At 68.2% G+C, this 14,872-nt stretch carries 10 protein-coding genes; 7 read left to right on the top strand and 3 right to left on the bottom strand.

Annotation, left to right across the window (positions count from 1 at the left end; translation table 11 throughout):
* Positions 1-66 precede the first annotated feature (66 nt).
* From AK36_RS06300 to AK36_RS06275, 6 genes are all read left to right on the top strand, one after another.
* Positions 67-1,008 carry an alpha-E domain-containing protein gene (locus AK36_RS06300; protein ID WP_011881959.1) on the top strand — a complete coding sequence of 314 codons (942 nt, stop codon included), beginning with the start codon at positions 67-69 and terminating at the stop codon, positions 1,006-1,008.
* Between the two features lie 8 nt (positions 1,009-1,016).
* Entirely contained in the window at positions 1,017-1,991 is a 975-nt protein-coding gene (locus AK36_RS06295) for a transglutaminase family protein (protein WP_045578113.1), read from the top strand.
* 93 nt (positions 1,992-2,084) lie between these two features.
* A complete protein-coding gene (locus tag AK36_RS06290) occupies positions 2,085-5,522 on the top strand; it encodes a transglutaminase family protein (RefSeq protein ID WP_045578112.1) in 3,438 nt (1,145 codons plus the stop codon).
* Between the two features lie 210 nt (positions 5,523-5,732).
* On the top strand, positions 5,733-8,336 hold the full coding sequence (locus AK36_RS06285; protein WP_045578446.1) for a circularly permuted type 2 ATP-grasp protein: 2,604 nt from the start codon (positions 5,733-5,735) through the stop codon (positions 8,334-8,336).
* Entirely contained in the window at positions 8,330-9,421 is a 1,092-nt protein-coding gene (locus tag AK36_RS06280) for a transglutaminase family protein (RefSeq protein WP_045578111.1), read from the top strand. Before AK36_RS06285 ends, AK36_RS06280 begins: the two co-directional genes overlap by 7 nt.
* Positions 9,422-9,606: 185 nt before the next feature.
* Positions 9,607-9,879, top strand: coding sequence for a hypothetical protein (locus tag AK36_RS06275; RefSeq protein ID WP_011881964.1), 273 nt, complete (start codon positions 9,607-9,609; stop codon positions 9,877-9,879).
* Positions 9,880-9,919: 40 nt separating this feature from the next.
* Here the strand turns inward: AK36_RS06275 and pip are convergent, their stop codons facing one another.
* Together pip and AK36_RS06265 are read right to left on the bottom strand one after the other, a co-directional pair.
* A complete protein-coding gene (gene pip, locus AK36_RS06270; RefSeq protein WP_011881965.1) occupies positions 9,920-10,852 on the bottom strand; it encodes a prolyl aminopeptidase in 933 nt (310 codons plus the stop codon).
* A 521-nt stretch (positions 10,853-11,373) separates the two neighbouring features.
* Positions 11,374-11,949 (bottom strand): TetR/AcrR family transcriptional regulator, encoded by a 576-nt coding sequence (locus AK36_RS06265; RefSeq protein WP_011881966.1) that lies wholly within the window; start codon positions 11,947-11,949, stop codon positions 11,374-11,376.
* Between the two features lie 136 nt (positions 11,950-12,085).
* Here AK36_RS06265 and AK36_RS06260 point away from each other — a divergent pair, with 136 nt between their 5' ends.
* Entirely contained in the window at positions 12,086-12,769 is a 684-nt protein-coding gene (locus AK36_RS06260) for a glutathione S-transferase (protein ID WP_045578110.1), read from the top strand.
* A gap of 336 nt (positions 12,770-13,105) precedes the next feature.
* On the opposite strand, the gene arsA is transcribed toward AK36_RS06260, so the two are convergent.
* Positions 13,106-14,869: an arsenical pump-driving ATPase gene (gene arsA / locus AK36_RS06255; RefSeq protein WP_045578109.1), complete on the bottom strand. Its 1,764-nt coding sequence runs from the start codon at positions 14,867-14,869 to the stop codon at positions 13,106-13,108.
* Positions 14,870-14,872 lie beyond the last annotated feature (3 nt).

The raw sequence follows: 14,872 nt of genomic DNA, 5'->3' as shown, positions 1-14,872 counted from the left end.
CGGGAACGCACGCACGCGCGCGCCACAGCCGGCGCGCGAACCGAACGAAGACGGAGTGGACACGAGATGCTTCTGGGACGAACTGCGAGCGGTCTGTACTGGATGTACCGCTATATCGAGCGCGCGGAGAACATCGCGCGCATCGTCGACGCCGGGTTGCGGATGGCGCTCACGCGCACGTCCGACGCGCCGGCCGAATGGTCGTCGGTGCTGGTCAGCTCGGGCGCCGACGACGGCTATCGGCGCAAATACGACGCGTATGCCGCCGACACCGTGACCGACTATCTGCTGCGCGACCGCGACAATCCGTCGAGCGTGCTGTCGTGCATCGAAGCCGCGCGCTCGAACGCGCGGATGGTGCGCACGGCGCTGACGCGCGAGGCGTGGGAGAGCGTGAACGGCGCGTGGCTCGCGCTGCGCCAGGCGCTTGCGCGGCCGGTGCCGGAGAGCGCGCTGCCCGCGGTGCTCGACGAAGTGAAGCGCGAGACCGCGCTGATCCTCGGCAGCTTCTACAGCACGATGCTGCGCAACGAGATCTTCGATTTCGCGCAGATCGGCGCGTTCGTCGAGCGCGCCGACAACACCGCGCGGATCATCGACGTGAAGTACCACCTGCTGCTGCCGTCGGTGTCGCACGTCGGCACGATTCTCGACAACTACCAGTGGGAGACGATCCTGCGCTGCGTGGCCGCGCACCGTTCGTACCGCTGGGTGTACGACGTCCAGTACAAGCCGATGAACATCGCCGACTACCTGATCCTGAACGGCCGCATGCCGCGTTCGCTGCGCTATTGCTACGGGCGCGTGGTGTCGAGCCTGAACCTGCTCGCGAAGGATTACGGCGTGACACATCCGTGTCACGACACGGCCACCAAGATCCTGCAGATGCTGTCCGACACGTCGGTCGAGCGGATCTTCAAGAGCGGCCTGCACGAGTTCCTGACCGACTTCATCGGCCGCAACAACAGCCTCGGCGTCGACATCGCCCAGGCCTACAACTTCGACTGAGACTTGCCATGCGACTCGCTATCCGACACATCTCGCGTTATCAGTTCGACGAGCAGGCGTCCCACGCGCTGCAGCGGCTGCGGCTGCGGCCGCAATCCGGGCCGGGGCAGACGGTGCGCGCGTGGCAGGTGACGATCGACGGCGTCGAGCCGACGTTGTCCTATGCGGACGGGCTCGGCAACCGCGTCGATCTCGTGCGTCACGAGCGCGGCGCGAAGCCGGAGATCGTCGTGGTCGCGGCCGGCGTCGTCGAGACGCAGGACCGCGCGGGCATCCTCGGCAATCAGGACGGTTATGCGCCGCCGTGGATCTTCGAGCGCGAGACCGCGCTCACGAAGGCCGGCGACACCGTGCGCGAGTTGACGCAGGCGTTGCCGATCGAGCCGCACAGCCTCGATGCGCTGCACTGGCTGATGACGGAAGTGCACGGCCGCATCGCGTATGCACCGAATCTGACCGACGCGCCCGTCGATGCCGAAACGGCGCTGCAAAACGGCGAGGGCACGAGCCGCGATCATGCGCATGCGTTCATCGCGGCCGCGCGCGCGCTGAAGGTGCCGGCGCGCTACATCTCGGGCTACGTGCTCGCCGACGGCGCGATGCAGCGCATGGCCGACGCGAAGCAGAGCGCGGCGGACGACGAACAGGAGGAAGCGCTCGCGCTGCAAAGCGCCGACGGCATGCAGCAGGTGCTCGGCGCGTCGCACGCCGCGCAGTCGCAGCGCGTGCCGCTGGCGGCGCTCGGCGCACAGCCGCAACCGGCCGCGCTGATGCAGCAGCCGGCCGGACACGCGTGGGCCGAGGCTCATGTCGAAGGGCTCGGCTGGGTCGGCTTCGATCCGTTCATGAACCGCTGCCCGGACGAGCGCTACGTGCGCATCGCCGTCGGCCTCGACTATCGCGACGCGCAGCCCGTGACGGGGCTCGGCGCGAGCACCGTCGGCGTCGAGATCAGCGTCGTGCAGTCGCCCGAACTCGTCTGACCCGCAACTCTGCCCAGGCCGCCGCGCCGTCCCGCCGTATCGGCGGCGACGCGCGATGCGCGGCCGGCTCAACCCGAACCGAGCGGCTCTCCCATGCCCATCCACGTCGCGCTGCATCACACCACCCGCTACCGTTACGACCGGCCGATCAACCTCGGGCCGCAGATCGTGCGGCTGCGGCCCGCGCCGCACTGCCGGACGCCGATCCTCTCGTATTCGATGACGGTCGAGCCCGCGCAGCATTTCATCAACTGGCAGCAGGATCCGTTCTCGAACTATCTCGCGCGGCTGGTGTTTCCGGAGCGCACCGAACACTTCGAGGTCACGATCGACCTCGTGGCCGAGATGTCGGTGTACAACCCGTTCGACTTCTTCCTCGAAGCGAGCGCGGAGCAATATCCGTTCAGCTATGACGACGCGCTGAAGACCGAGCTCGCGCCGTATCTCGCGTGCGACGCGCAGACGAGCGCGGCGCCGCTGTTCCGCGCCTATCTCGACGGCGTCGACCGCACGCCGGCCGGCACCGTGAACTTCCTCGTCGCGCTGAACCAGCAGCTGCAGGGCGACATCGGCTATCTGGTGCGGATGGAGCCGGGCGTGCAGACGCCCGAGCAGACGCTCGAGCTCGCATCGGGCTCGTGTCGCGACAGCGCATGGCTGCTCGTGCAGCTGTGCCGCCATCTCGGCATCGCCGCGCGGTTCGTGTCCGGCTATCTGATCCAGCTGACACCCGACGTGAAGGCGCTCGACGGCCCGAGCGGCACGTCGGTCGATTTCACCGACCTGCATGCGTGGTGCGAGGTGTATCTGCCGGGAGCGGGCTGGATCGGCTTCGATCCGACCTCGGGGTTGCTCGCCGGCGAGGGGCATATTCCGCTCGCGTGCACGCCGCAGCCGACGAGCGCGGCGCCGGTCGAGGGGCTGATCGACGAATGCGAAGTCGCGTTCGAGCACGAGATGGTGGTGACGCGCGTGTACGAATCGCCGCGCGTGACCAAGCCGTATACCGACACGCAGTGGGACGCCGTGTGCACGCTCGGCGGGCAGGTCGACCGCGCGCTGACGGCAGGCGACGTCCGGCTGACGCAAGGCGGCGAGCCGACCTTCGTGTCGATCGACGATCGCGACGGCGCCGAATGGAACACCGATGCGCTCGGCCCGACCAAGCGCGGCTACGCGACCGAACTGGTGCAGCGGCTGCGTGCCGAATACGGCGACGGCGGCTTCCTGCATTTCGGGCAGGGCAAGTGGTATCCGGGCGAGCAGCTGCCGCGCTGGGCGCTGTCGATCTACTGGCGCGCCGACGGCCAGCCGGTGTGGCACGACCCGTCGCTGTTCGCCGACGAGCGCGAACCGTCCGCATGCACGACCGACGACGCGAAGCGCTTCATCGACGCACTGGCCGCGCGCCTCGGCCTGACCGACGAATTCGTCGTACCCGGCTACGAGGACGTGTGGTACTACCTGTGGCGCGAGCGCCGGCTGCCCGTCAACGTCGATCCGTTCGACTCGCGGCTCGACGACGAGCTCGAACGCGCGCGACTGCGCAAGGTGTTCGACCGGCAACTCGACAGCGTGGTCGGTTACGTGCTGCCGATCAAGCGCGTCGACGAAGGGGCGGCACTCGACGGTCCGCGCTGGCAGACCGGCCCGTGGTTCTTCCGCGACGAGCGGATGTACCTCGTGCCGGGCGATTCGCCGATGGGCTATCGGTTGCCGCTCGATTCGCTGCCGTGGGTCGCCGATGCCGACTATCCGTATCTCGTCGAGCGCGATCCGTTCGCGCCGCGCGACGTGCTGCCCGACGCGGCCGCGTTCCGCGCGCGTCATGCGGGCGCCGCCGACGCGCCGCGCTACCTGGCCGGCGTGCAGCGCGAAGCGCCGGCGCACACGGTGATGCAGTGGCGCAGCGACGGCAGCGTCGAACGCAGCCGGCCGGCCGACGGCGGGCGCGGGGAGCATGGGGAGCACGACGCACAGCGCCGCCCCGAGCGCTTCGAATCGGCCGCGTGGATCACGCGCACCGCCCTGTGCGCGGAGGTGCGCAACGGCATCCTGTATCTGTTCATGCCGCCGCTCGCCGCGCTCGAGGACTATCTCGAACTGCTCGCGGCGATCGAGCTGACCGCGCACGCGCTCGACGTGAAGCTCGTGCTCGAAGGCTACCCGCCGCCGCGCGATGCCCGGCTCAAGCTGCTGCAGGTCACGCCCGATCCCGGCGTGATCGAGGTGAACATCCATCCGGCGAAGAGCTTCGACGAGCTGGTTAACCAGACCGAATTCCTCTACGACGCCGCGTGGCAGTCGCGCCTGTCGACCGAGAAGTTCATGGTCGACGGCCGGCACGTCGGCACCGGCGGCGGCAACCATTTCGTGCTCGGCGGCGCGACGCCGGCCGACAGCCCGTTCCTGCGCCGCCCCGACCTGCTCGCGAGCCTGATCGCGTACTGGCACAACCATCCGTCGCTGTCGTATCTGTTCTCGGGGTTGTTCATCGGGCCGACGAGCCAGGCGCCGCGCGTCGACGAAGCGCGCAACGACCAGCTGTACGAGCTGGACATCGCGTTCGCGGAGATCCAGCGCAACAAGCTGCTTTATGGCCAGGACATGCCGCCGTGGCTCGTCGACCGCGTGCTGCGCAACCTGCTGATCGACGTGACGGGCAACACGCACCGCAGCGAGTTCTGCATCGACAAGTTGTATTCGCCCGACTCGTCGACCGGGCGGCTCGGGCTGCTCGAGCTGCGCGCGTTCGAGATGCCGCCGCATGCGCGGATGAGCATCGTGCAGCAACTGCTGCTGCGCGCGCTCGTCGCGCGCTTCTGGGCCGCGCCGTACACGACGCCGCTCACGCGCTGGGGCACCGCGCTGCACGATCGCTTCATGCTGCCCGCGTTCCTGAAGATGGACTTCGACGACGTGCTCGCCGAGTTGCGCGATGCCGGCTTCGCATTCGATGCGGCGTGGTTCGCGCCGCATTTCGAATTCCGCTTCCCGCTGTTCGGGCAGATCGCGGTGAACGGGATGCAGCTGTCGCTGCGCGGCGCGCTGGAGCCGTGGCACGTGATGGGCGAAGAGGGCGCGGCCGGCGGCACCGTGCGCTACGTCGATTCGTCGCTCGAACGGCTCGAAGTGCGCGTGACGGGGCTCAACGACAACCGGCACGTCGTGACCGTCAACGGTCGCGCGCTGCCGCTGCAGCCGACCGGCACCGCCGGCGAATACGTCGCGGGCGTGCGCTACAAGGCATGGGCGCCGCCGTCCGCGCTGCATCCGACCATCGGCGTGCATGCGCCGCTCACGTTCGACATCGTCGATACGTGGCTCGAGCGCTCGCTCGGCGGCTGCCGGTATCACGTCGCGCATCCGGGCGGCCGCAACTATGCGACGTTCCCGGTGAACGCGTACGAGGCCGAGAGCCGGCGGCTCGCGCGCTTCGTCGCGATGGGGCATACGCCGGGGCGGATGGCCGTATCGCCGGTCGCGCCGAGCCGTGAATTTCCGTTCACGCTCGACCTGCGACGGCCCTGAATCGCCGATGAAAGGACGGACCACGATGCGCGTTTCGCGCGCCCCCGGCACGCCGCGTCAGGTGCTAGGATGCCGACAGGCCGCGGCCGGCCGACGCGCCGGCCGTGACCGCATGCCGGGCGGCAGCGCGCAGCTGCCATCCCATCCTGACGACGCAACGCCCTGACCGTGCCGCCCTTATACCCCGACGATCTCGCCGACGCCGACGCGATGCCCACGCTTTTCGATACCGGCGCTCAGCCGGACGCCGCGGAACTCGCCGCCGCGCTCGCGGCGCCGGCTGCGGCCGGCCGCTACGACGAGCTGCGCGGCAGCGCCGCCGGCCTGAACGCACCCATGCTCGCGCCCGCGTGGCGCAGTTTCTTCACGTCGCTCGGCAGCGACGGCGTCGCCGACCTCGATCGCCGCGCCGACGCGCTGCAACGGCGCATGCGCGAGAACGGCCTGTTCTACCAGCTCCATGAACAACGCGTGGGCGACGGCGCCGCCGGCCCGTGGTCGCTCGATCTGCTGCCGCTGATGGTCACGCCGGACGACTGGGCCGCGATCGAGCGCGGCGTGCTGCAGCGCGTGCGGCTGCTGAACGCGACGATGGCCGACCTGTACGGCCCGCAGACGCTCCTGGAGCGCGGGCTGCTGCCGCCCGCGCTCGTCACCGGCCATCCCGGCTATCTGCGCGCGATGCGCGGCGCGCGCGTGCCGGGCGATACGTGGCTGCACGTCGTTGCGTTCGATCTCGCGCGCGGCCCCGACGGGCAGTGGCGCATCGTCGCGCAGCATACGCAGGGCGCGGCCGGGCTCGGCTATCTGCTGGAGAACCGGCTGATCGTGTCGCGGCTCTTTCCGCGCGCGTTTCGCGGGCTGCGCGTGCAGCGGCTCGCATCCGCGTACCGGTCGCTGCTGCAAAGCATGCAGGCGTTGAGCCCGACGGCGAAGAACTCGCGGATCGTGCTGCTGACGCCGGGGCCGCACAGCGCGACGTATTTCGAGCATGCGTATCTCGCGCGCTACCTGGGGCTGACGCTCGTCGAGGGCGGCGATCTGACCGCGCGCGACAACCACGTGTTCCTGAAGACGCTCGGCGGGCTCGAGCCCGTGCACGGCATCCTGCGGCGCGTCGACGACGCCTGGCTCGATCCGCTCGAGCTGCGGCCCGATTCGCTGCTCGGCGTGCCGGGGCTGCTGCAGGCGGTGCGCGCGGGCAACGTGCTGCTCGCGAACGCGCCGGGCTCCGGCTTTCTCGAATCGCCCGGCGTGCTTGGGTTCCTGCCGCGGCTCGCCGAGGCGCTGCTCGGCGAAACGCTGACGCTGCCCGCCGTGCATTCGTGGTGGTGCGGCGAGGCGGCTGCGTGCGACGACGCGCTGCCGCAACTGGCGCGCTGCATCGTGAAGCCGTCGTATCCGCCCGACGTGCAGGCCGGCGGCGCATTCGACCCGGTGATCGGCGCGCGGCTCACGTCGGCGCAGCTGGCCGAGTGGCGCGCGCGGATTCTGGCGCAGCCCGAGCACTACACGATACAGGCCGATCTGCCGCTGTCGCAGGCGCCGACCTGGCCGGGGAACGGCACGTCCGACGGTCACGGCGGCGCGCGCATCGTGCCGAAGCCGCTGCTGCTGCGCGTGTTCGCACTGGCCGACGGTGCGCAGCGCTGGCGGATGCTGCCGGGCGGGCTGTCGCGGGTCGGCACGCGCGACACGCTGTTCAACGCGCCGATGCCGCGCGGCGGTAGCACCGTCGATACCTGGGTGATGACCGACGGCATCGTCGATTCGACGACGCTGCTGCAGGCGCGCCTCGGCCCCGACGATCTGGTCGGGCGGCCGCGCGCGATCGCGAGCCGGGCGGCCGAGAACCTGTTCTGGCTCGGCCGCTACACCGAGCGCGCGACCAATTTGATGCGCCTCGCGCGTGCGGCGCTGGAGCGCCTGCGCGGCGAGGACGACGTCGACAGCCCCGCGCATCTCGAGCTGATCGACACGTTGTGCCGCGACACCGGGCTGGTCGCCGCCGATGCGCCGAATGCCGTCGAGGCGCCGCGCGCGTTCCAGCATGCGCTCGCGACGTCGCTGACGCGCGGCGCGGATCGCACCTCGGGCATCGCGTCCTGCCTGTTCGGGATGCGCGGCGCGGCGGCCGCGATCCGCGAGCGGCTGTCGAGCGAGCAGTGGCGACTGATCGACGACGCGACGCAGTTGTTCGCCGACAGCGCCGACCATCCCGAAGCCGAGGAGCAGATCGGCAACGAGGCGTTGCAGCTGCTGGAGCGCGTCGGCCTGCTGCTCGGCGCGATTACCGGCGCGCAGACCGACCACATGACGCGCGACGACGGCTGGCGCCTGCTGTCGATCGGCCGGCAGATCGATCGGCTCGACTTCCTCTGCAGCGTGCTGAAGTTCGCGTTCGACGAAGGCGCGGTGCATCGGCAGGACGGCTTCGAGCTCGTGCTGGAGCTGTTCGACAGCACGATCACGTTCCGCTCGCGGTTCCAGCGCCGCTTCGACATCGCGCCGCTGCTGTCGCTGCTGGTGCTCGACACCGACAACCCGCGCTCGCTGGGCTGGGTCGTGCAGGCGCTGCGCGGCCGGCTCACGAAGGTCGAGCGCAGCGAAGGCTATGCGTTGTCCGAGCTGGCCGAGACGATCCCGGACGTGCCGGCGTGGTCGCTGCACGAACTGTGCGAGACCGAAGGCGGCCGGCACGAGCGGCTGCTCGCCGCGCTCGACGAGACCGTGAAGGCCGTGTGGGATCTGTCGAACCGGATCGGCGAGCGCTATTTCAGTCATGTGCGCGAGGCGGGCAGGACGCTATGGTGACGAGCAAACATGCGACGAAGACGAAGGCGAAGGCACAGGCGAACGGCGAGGCTGGCGATGCCGTCGGCGCGAAGCAGACGGAGGGCGCGATCGCCGCATCGGCAGCATCGACCGCATCGACGCCATCGGCCGGCGCGCGCGGGCGCTTGTTGCGCGTCACGCACGACACCGAATACCGCTACGCGGCGCGCGTCGAATCGGCGCAGCACCAGGCGCGGCTGCAGCCGCTCGCGACGCCGCGCCAGCAGGTGCTGTCGTTCGCGCTCGACATCGAGCCGGTGCCGGAGACGGTCGGCACCGACGTCGACGCGTTCGGCAACGCGCGTGCCTCGTTCGCGCTGAACCAGCCGCACGATGCGCTGCTCGTGCGCAGCTGCAGCACCGTGCGCGTGACGCCGCCCGTGTGGTCGCGGGGCGCGCGCGGCGCGCCGCCGCCGGCGATCGCGAACCCCGATGCCGATCATGCGACCGCGTGGGAGGCCGTGCGCGAGCGCCTGCGGTTCCGCGCCGGTGCGCCGTACGATGCGGCGAGCGAATTCGTGTTCGCGTCGCCGCATGTCGCGTGCGATCCGGAACTGGCCGCGTATGCGGCCGTGAGCTTCACGCCGCAGCGTCCGCTGGTGCAGGCCGCGTGGGACCTGATGCGGAGGATTCACGCGGACTTCGCGTACACGCCGAACAGCACCGACATCACGACTACCGCGCTCGATGCGCTGCGCTTGCGCAAGGGTGTGTGCCAGGATTTCGCGCACGTGATGATCGGCGCGCTGCGCTCGCTCGGGCTGGCCGCGCGCTATGTGAGCGGGTATCTGCTGACGCAGCCGCCGCCCGGCCAGCCGCGGCTGATCGGCGCCGATGCATCGCATGCGTGGGTCGACGTGTACGATCCGGCGTGGCCCGAAGATGGCGGATGGCTGCAGCTCGATCCGACCAACGACCGCGCGCCGGGCGACGACTACGTGATGCTGTCGATCGGCCGCGACTACGCGGACGTGACGCCGCTGCGCGGCGTGATCCGCGGCGGCGGCGCGGATCAGGAGCTGAAGGTCGGCGTGACGGTCGAGCCGCTCGACGAGGGAGCGTGACGCGGCATGATCGGCCGCGCGCGCCGCGCGCCCTGCGTTTAAGTCTTCGTTAATACTGCCGGCTTAGCATGGTGATGCTGGCGAACGGATCGCACGCTGGTCCGGCGCCGGTGGCACGTGCGGGTGCGCCGCCGCGATGACGGCGCGCCGACGCGCGTCGCCGGCCGAATGCAGGGGCGGCATCCATGATCAAGCACTTCGACTACACGCTCGACGATCAGACGATCGCGCTTTGCGCGAGCTTCGGCGCGGGCCCGGCATTTCGGCGCGTGCTCGTGAGCCGCGCGGATTCGATGGAGACGCTGGTGGTGCTCGACGCGCGCGGCTTGTCGGGGCTGCTGAAGGTCGCGACCGAGGCGCCGGAAGGGCTGCTCGACGATGCGATCCGCAAGGTCGGCGACGAACGGCTCGTCGAGCGGGCGATCAGCGGCCGGACCATCGTCGAAGCCGCGTTGTGAGCGCAGTCGCGCGTGCACGCGCGATGTCGCCTCGTGCCGCTTACGCGGCGAAGCGGTCCGTCGCGGCGAGCAGCGCTTTCAGGATGCCCGGTTCGTTGTACGCATGGCCGGCGTCCGGCACGATCTCGAAGGTTGCGTCCGGCCATGCTTTCGCGAGTTCCCACGCGGTGCGGGCCGGCGTCGCCACATCGTAGCGGCCTTGCACGATCACGCCCGGAATGCCGGCGAGGCGATGTGCGTCGCGCAGCAACTGGCCTTCGTCGACGAAGCCGCGATTGACGAAGTAGTGATTTTCGATCCGCGCGAAGGCGAGCGCGTAGTGGCCGTCCGCGAAGTGTGCGGCCAGCGCCGGGTTCGGCAGCAGCGTGATCGTGCGGCCTTCCCAGATGCTCCATGCGCGCGCGGCTTCGAGCTTCGCGGCTTCGTCGTCGCCCGTCAGCCGGCGATGGTAGGCGGCCATCAGGTCGCCGCGCTCCGCTTCCGGTATCGGCGCGAGAAACTCTTCCCACAGGTCCGGGAACAGCCACGACGCGCCTTCCTGGTAGTACCAAAGCAGCTCGGCGCGACGCATCGTGAAGATCCCGCGCACGACGAGCGCGCTCACGCGCTGCGGGTGCGTCTGCGCATAGGCGAGCGCGAGCGCGCTGCCCCATGAGCCGCCGAAGACGAGCCACTGCTCGGCGCCGACCATTTCGCGCAACCGTTCGATGTCGGCGACCAGATCCCAGGTCGTGTTGTTGTCGAGACTCGCATGCGGCGTCGAGCGCCCGCAGCCGCGCTGGTCGAACAGCAGGATGTCGTAGCGCGCGGGATCGAACAGACGCCGATGGTCGGGGCTGCAGCCCGCGCCGGGGCCGCCGTGCAGGAATACCGCGGGCTTGCCGGACGGGTTGCCGCAGCGCTCCCAGTAGATGCGATGGCCGTCGCCGGTGTCGAGGTGGCCGTGGGCGTAGGGTTCGATCGGTGGGTACACAGGCAGGCTCCGGGTGAGGATCGGCGAAAGTGCGTGATATTGCGGTGCCGCAACGGATCGTTGTGCGTGCATCGAAGCGGCCGCCGGCGAGTACGGGTTGTCATTATGCCCGTGCAATTTGGGGTGGTGTGGGGCGGTGTTTTGTGGGCGTGGGGCGGCCGCGGCGGTGTGAATCGATCGCGAATTCGGCATTGCCGGGCGCGGCTTGCGTCCTTGCCCGGTTTCGTTTGTCCGCTGTCGACCGTGACGGGCAGCTACTGCTGGTCGAGAAACCGTTTCGGGGAGGGTTTGCTATATCGCGCGCGACACGCAGGTCGTCGGCGCGTTACTTGACGCGCTCCATCGCGGCGGGCGAATACCAGAAGGTCCGGTACGTGTCGATTCCGTACGACTTGCCGTCGTATTTGACGACGGTGCGCACGGTGTGCTCTCCCGTGTAGGAGGATTTGGCGCTGTCGCTCTCTGCCTTCGTGACGTGTGCGGTGATCGATAGGGCCGCAAAGCCGGTTTGCTCGATGCGGCTATGCCGGCAGAAGACCAGCGATGCGATAACTTTCAATCAATCCGTCATAGAGAGAAATGTCCGAGCGACTCCTGGCAACGAGCTGAGCGCCGACGACGGCCGCGTAGATGGCGCGAGCACGCCGCTCGATATCCTCGGGGCTGACCACGGCCGCGGCGGACAGCACCTTGCTCAGCCACGCAACATTGACATCCGCAAAAGTCTGAATCTCTTTCACCACCGTTTCCGGCAGGTCATCAGATTCGGCAGCCAGGAAGCTACACAGGCATATGCGATTGCCGCGCTCAAGCGCCTTGCGAAACGTATCGGGATAGTGGCGCAGGCAATCGAGCGGATCTGCGGATTCGGCCAAAAGCGCATCCAGAGTCGCTGCTGATTCCTCCCAATACCGCCTTGCCACTGCTGCGCCGAGATCGGCCTTGCTTGCGAAGTGGTGGTAGATGCTCGCAGCCTTGATGCCGACAGCTTCGGCGAGATCACGGAAATTCAAGCCGCTGTAGCCATGGGCCTGCGCAATCTTTGTGGCTGCCACCAGGATTCGCTCCCTGGAGCTCAGGCCTGAATCATTCTTCACTGCTACCGCCTCCGCGACCGTTGACACGAGCAATTATACGCTCTAACGTAAACCTAACTAACGTTAGGTTGGATGTAGGTGACAGGCCGGATATCGTCCGCCCCCCGTGTGACAGACCGCTTAGAGAGAGGCACGCATGGCTTCCAGCAGCATGAACTTCGACGTAACCAAACTTCCGATCATGACGATCTACGATTTCCCCAAAGGACCCTATCCGACACGCGTCCGTATCGCCCTGGCCGAGAAGGGGCTGCGATCGCGCGTCGAGTTCGTGATGGTCGACCTTTACAAAGGGGAGCACAAAAGGCCCGAGTTCATCTCCGAGAAAAACTACTCGGGAACGCTGCCGGTCCTCGAGCTCGAAGACGGAACGTGCATTGCCGAATGCACCGCCATTACCGAATACCTCGATACGCTCGATGGTGCGCCCACGCTGACCGGCCGGACACCACTCGAAAAGGGTGTGATCCACATGATGAGCAAGCGCGCCGAGCTGGAGTTGCTCGACGCAATCAGCGTCTATTTCCACCATGCCACGCCAGGGTTAGGACCTAACGTCGAGCTCTATCAGAACGCCGAATGGGGGCTTCGTCAGCGCGACAAAGCCCTGAGAGGCATGCACTACTTCAATGACGTTCTGAAAAGGCAGCCATTTGTCGCTGGAGATGCGTTCTCTATGGCCGACATCACCGTTATCGGCGGACTGGTCTTTGCGTCAATCGTGAAGTTGCCCGTGCCTACGGAGTGCGAGGCCCTTGTAGATTGGTACGTGAGAATGCGGCAGCGCCCAAGCGTCAAGAACCAGCCGGCGCTCGCGTGAAATAGCAGCCGCGCCCGACCGTCATCGATGATCGGCCAATCTTTGGTTGCAATCGGGGACGGCCTGCCTACGCGACATCGGCGACTCGTCTATTCAATCGATACCGGATCAGACGACGCCAGTGTTGCGCAGTAAATCTGTCGACCGTAACGGTTCCGAGGCCTGCGCGCGGTGGTCGCGTTGCAAAAGCGGGGTGGCAGGACGCGGTGGCGGCACGTGCGTCTACAGATTGCTTGCTCACCCAACCGGAAAACCCGCTTTAGCCACCCGTTCACCAACCGGCCCTCAGCGTCCACATCGCATTCGCCGGTTGGCAAATCAACCAGACGCGTCGCGCTACGCACCAGCCCCCGCCCTGATCACATGCTCGAGCCCCACTGGCCCGACCGGCGCCTCCGCAAGCCACGGAATCAGCGCGGTCCGCTGCGCCAGATCGTCCGCCACGCGGCGCACGAACGGGACCTCGTACGTGCCGCGCTGACACAGCATCGGATCGGTCGTGCCGCTCGCCAACAGCGACTGGTTGATGACCCAGGCATATGGCGTGATCCCGGCACGGGCGAGGTCGGCGCTCAGGCGTTCGGCTTCGTGAACCGGCGTCGCTTCAGGCAGCGTGACGATGAGGATGCGGCTGTAATCCGGATCGCGCAAACGCGGCAGCAACTGGCGGACCGACTCCGGCATGTCGCCCTGCGTGCGCATCACTTCGCGGTGATAAGCCTCGGCAGCGTCGAGCAGCAGAATGGTATGCCCGGTCGGCGCCGTATCGAGCACCACGAAGCCGGACTTGCCTTGATCCACCGTCCGTGCGAACGCGCGAAAGACCGCAATTTCTTCGGTGCACGGCGAGCGCAAGTCTTCCTCGAGCATGGCCCGGCCGCCCGCATCGAGGTGCGATCCCGCTTTCGCCAGCACCTCTTCGGTGTACTGCTGTACTTCGCGCGCCGGGTCGATGCGGGTGACGCTCAGCCGCGGCACCACGCCGTCGACCGTGGCAGCCACGTGCGAAGCGGGGTCGGTGGTCGACAGGATCACGTCGTGTCCGCGCCCCGCGAGCGCGACGGCGATGGCGGCCGCAACTGTGGTCTTGCCCACGCCGCCTTTGCCCATCGTCATGATTACGCCGTGGCCCGTAGCCGACAGCGCGTCGACGAGCCCGCCGAGGCCGGGCGGCAATGCGGTGTCGGGCATGCGGCGCTCGGTCGGCATGCGCACGCGTTCGGGGTGCGCCATGTCGCGCAGCGCGTCCAGTCCGACTGTGCCGCGCGGCAGAAACGGAATGCGCGTCTGCGGCAGCACCGACAGCTCGCGCGGCATGTCGGCCAGTGCCTGTCGCGCGCGCTCGGCCATCGCGGTTGCAATCGCGTCGTCATGCCGCTCGGTGGCAAAGAGGCCATTGATCGCCAGCACCTGGTTGCGAATGCCGAGCTCGGCCAGTTCGTGCCGCGTGCGATTCGCTTCGCGCAACGCGGCGACTTCCGGCCGGCTCACCAGGACGACGGTGGTGTCCACCGCGCTCGACAGTCGTTCGACGGTCGCCGCGTACAGCGCCTTCTGCTTCTCCAGTCCGGCTAACGGCCCGAGGCAGGAGGCGCCCCCGGTCGACGACGAAATGAACTCGTTCCACGCGGAAGGCAACGTCAACAGGCGCAGCGTATGGCCGGTCGGTGCCGTATCGAAGATGACGTGATCGAAATCGGCCGTCGCGGCGGGATCGCCGAGCAGTTTGGAGAATTCGTCGAAAGCCGCGATCTCGACCGTGCAGGCACCGGAGAACTGCTCCTCCATGTTGCGGATCGCCGCGGCAGGCAGGACGCCGCGATACGGTCCGACCATGCGCTCGCGGTACGCCTGCGCGGCCGCTTCGGGATCGATGTTCAAGGCGAACAGATCGGGCGCGCCGGGCACGGCCGTCGGCGATTGGCTCAGGCCGACGCCGAGTACCTCGTCGAGATTGGACGCCGGGTCGGTGCTGACGATGAGCACCTTCTTGCCGGCATCCGCCATCGCCAGCCCGGTCGCACAGGAAAGCGAGGTCTTGCCGACGCCGCCTTTGCCGGTGAAGAACAGATAGCGGGTCCGCGTGTCAGGGAGGGACATGTG

Source organism: Burkholderia vietnamiensis LMG 10929, from assembly GCF_000959445.1.
Classification (GTDB): Bacteria; Pseudomonadota; Gammaproteobacteria; order Burkholderiales; family Burkholderiaceae; genus Burkholderia; species Burkholderia vietnamiensis.
This window is presented reverse-complemented; position numbering and strand designations above follow the sequence as displayed.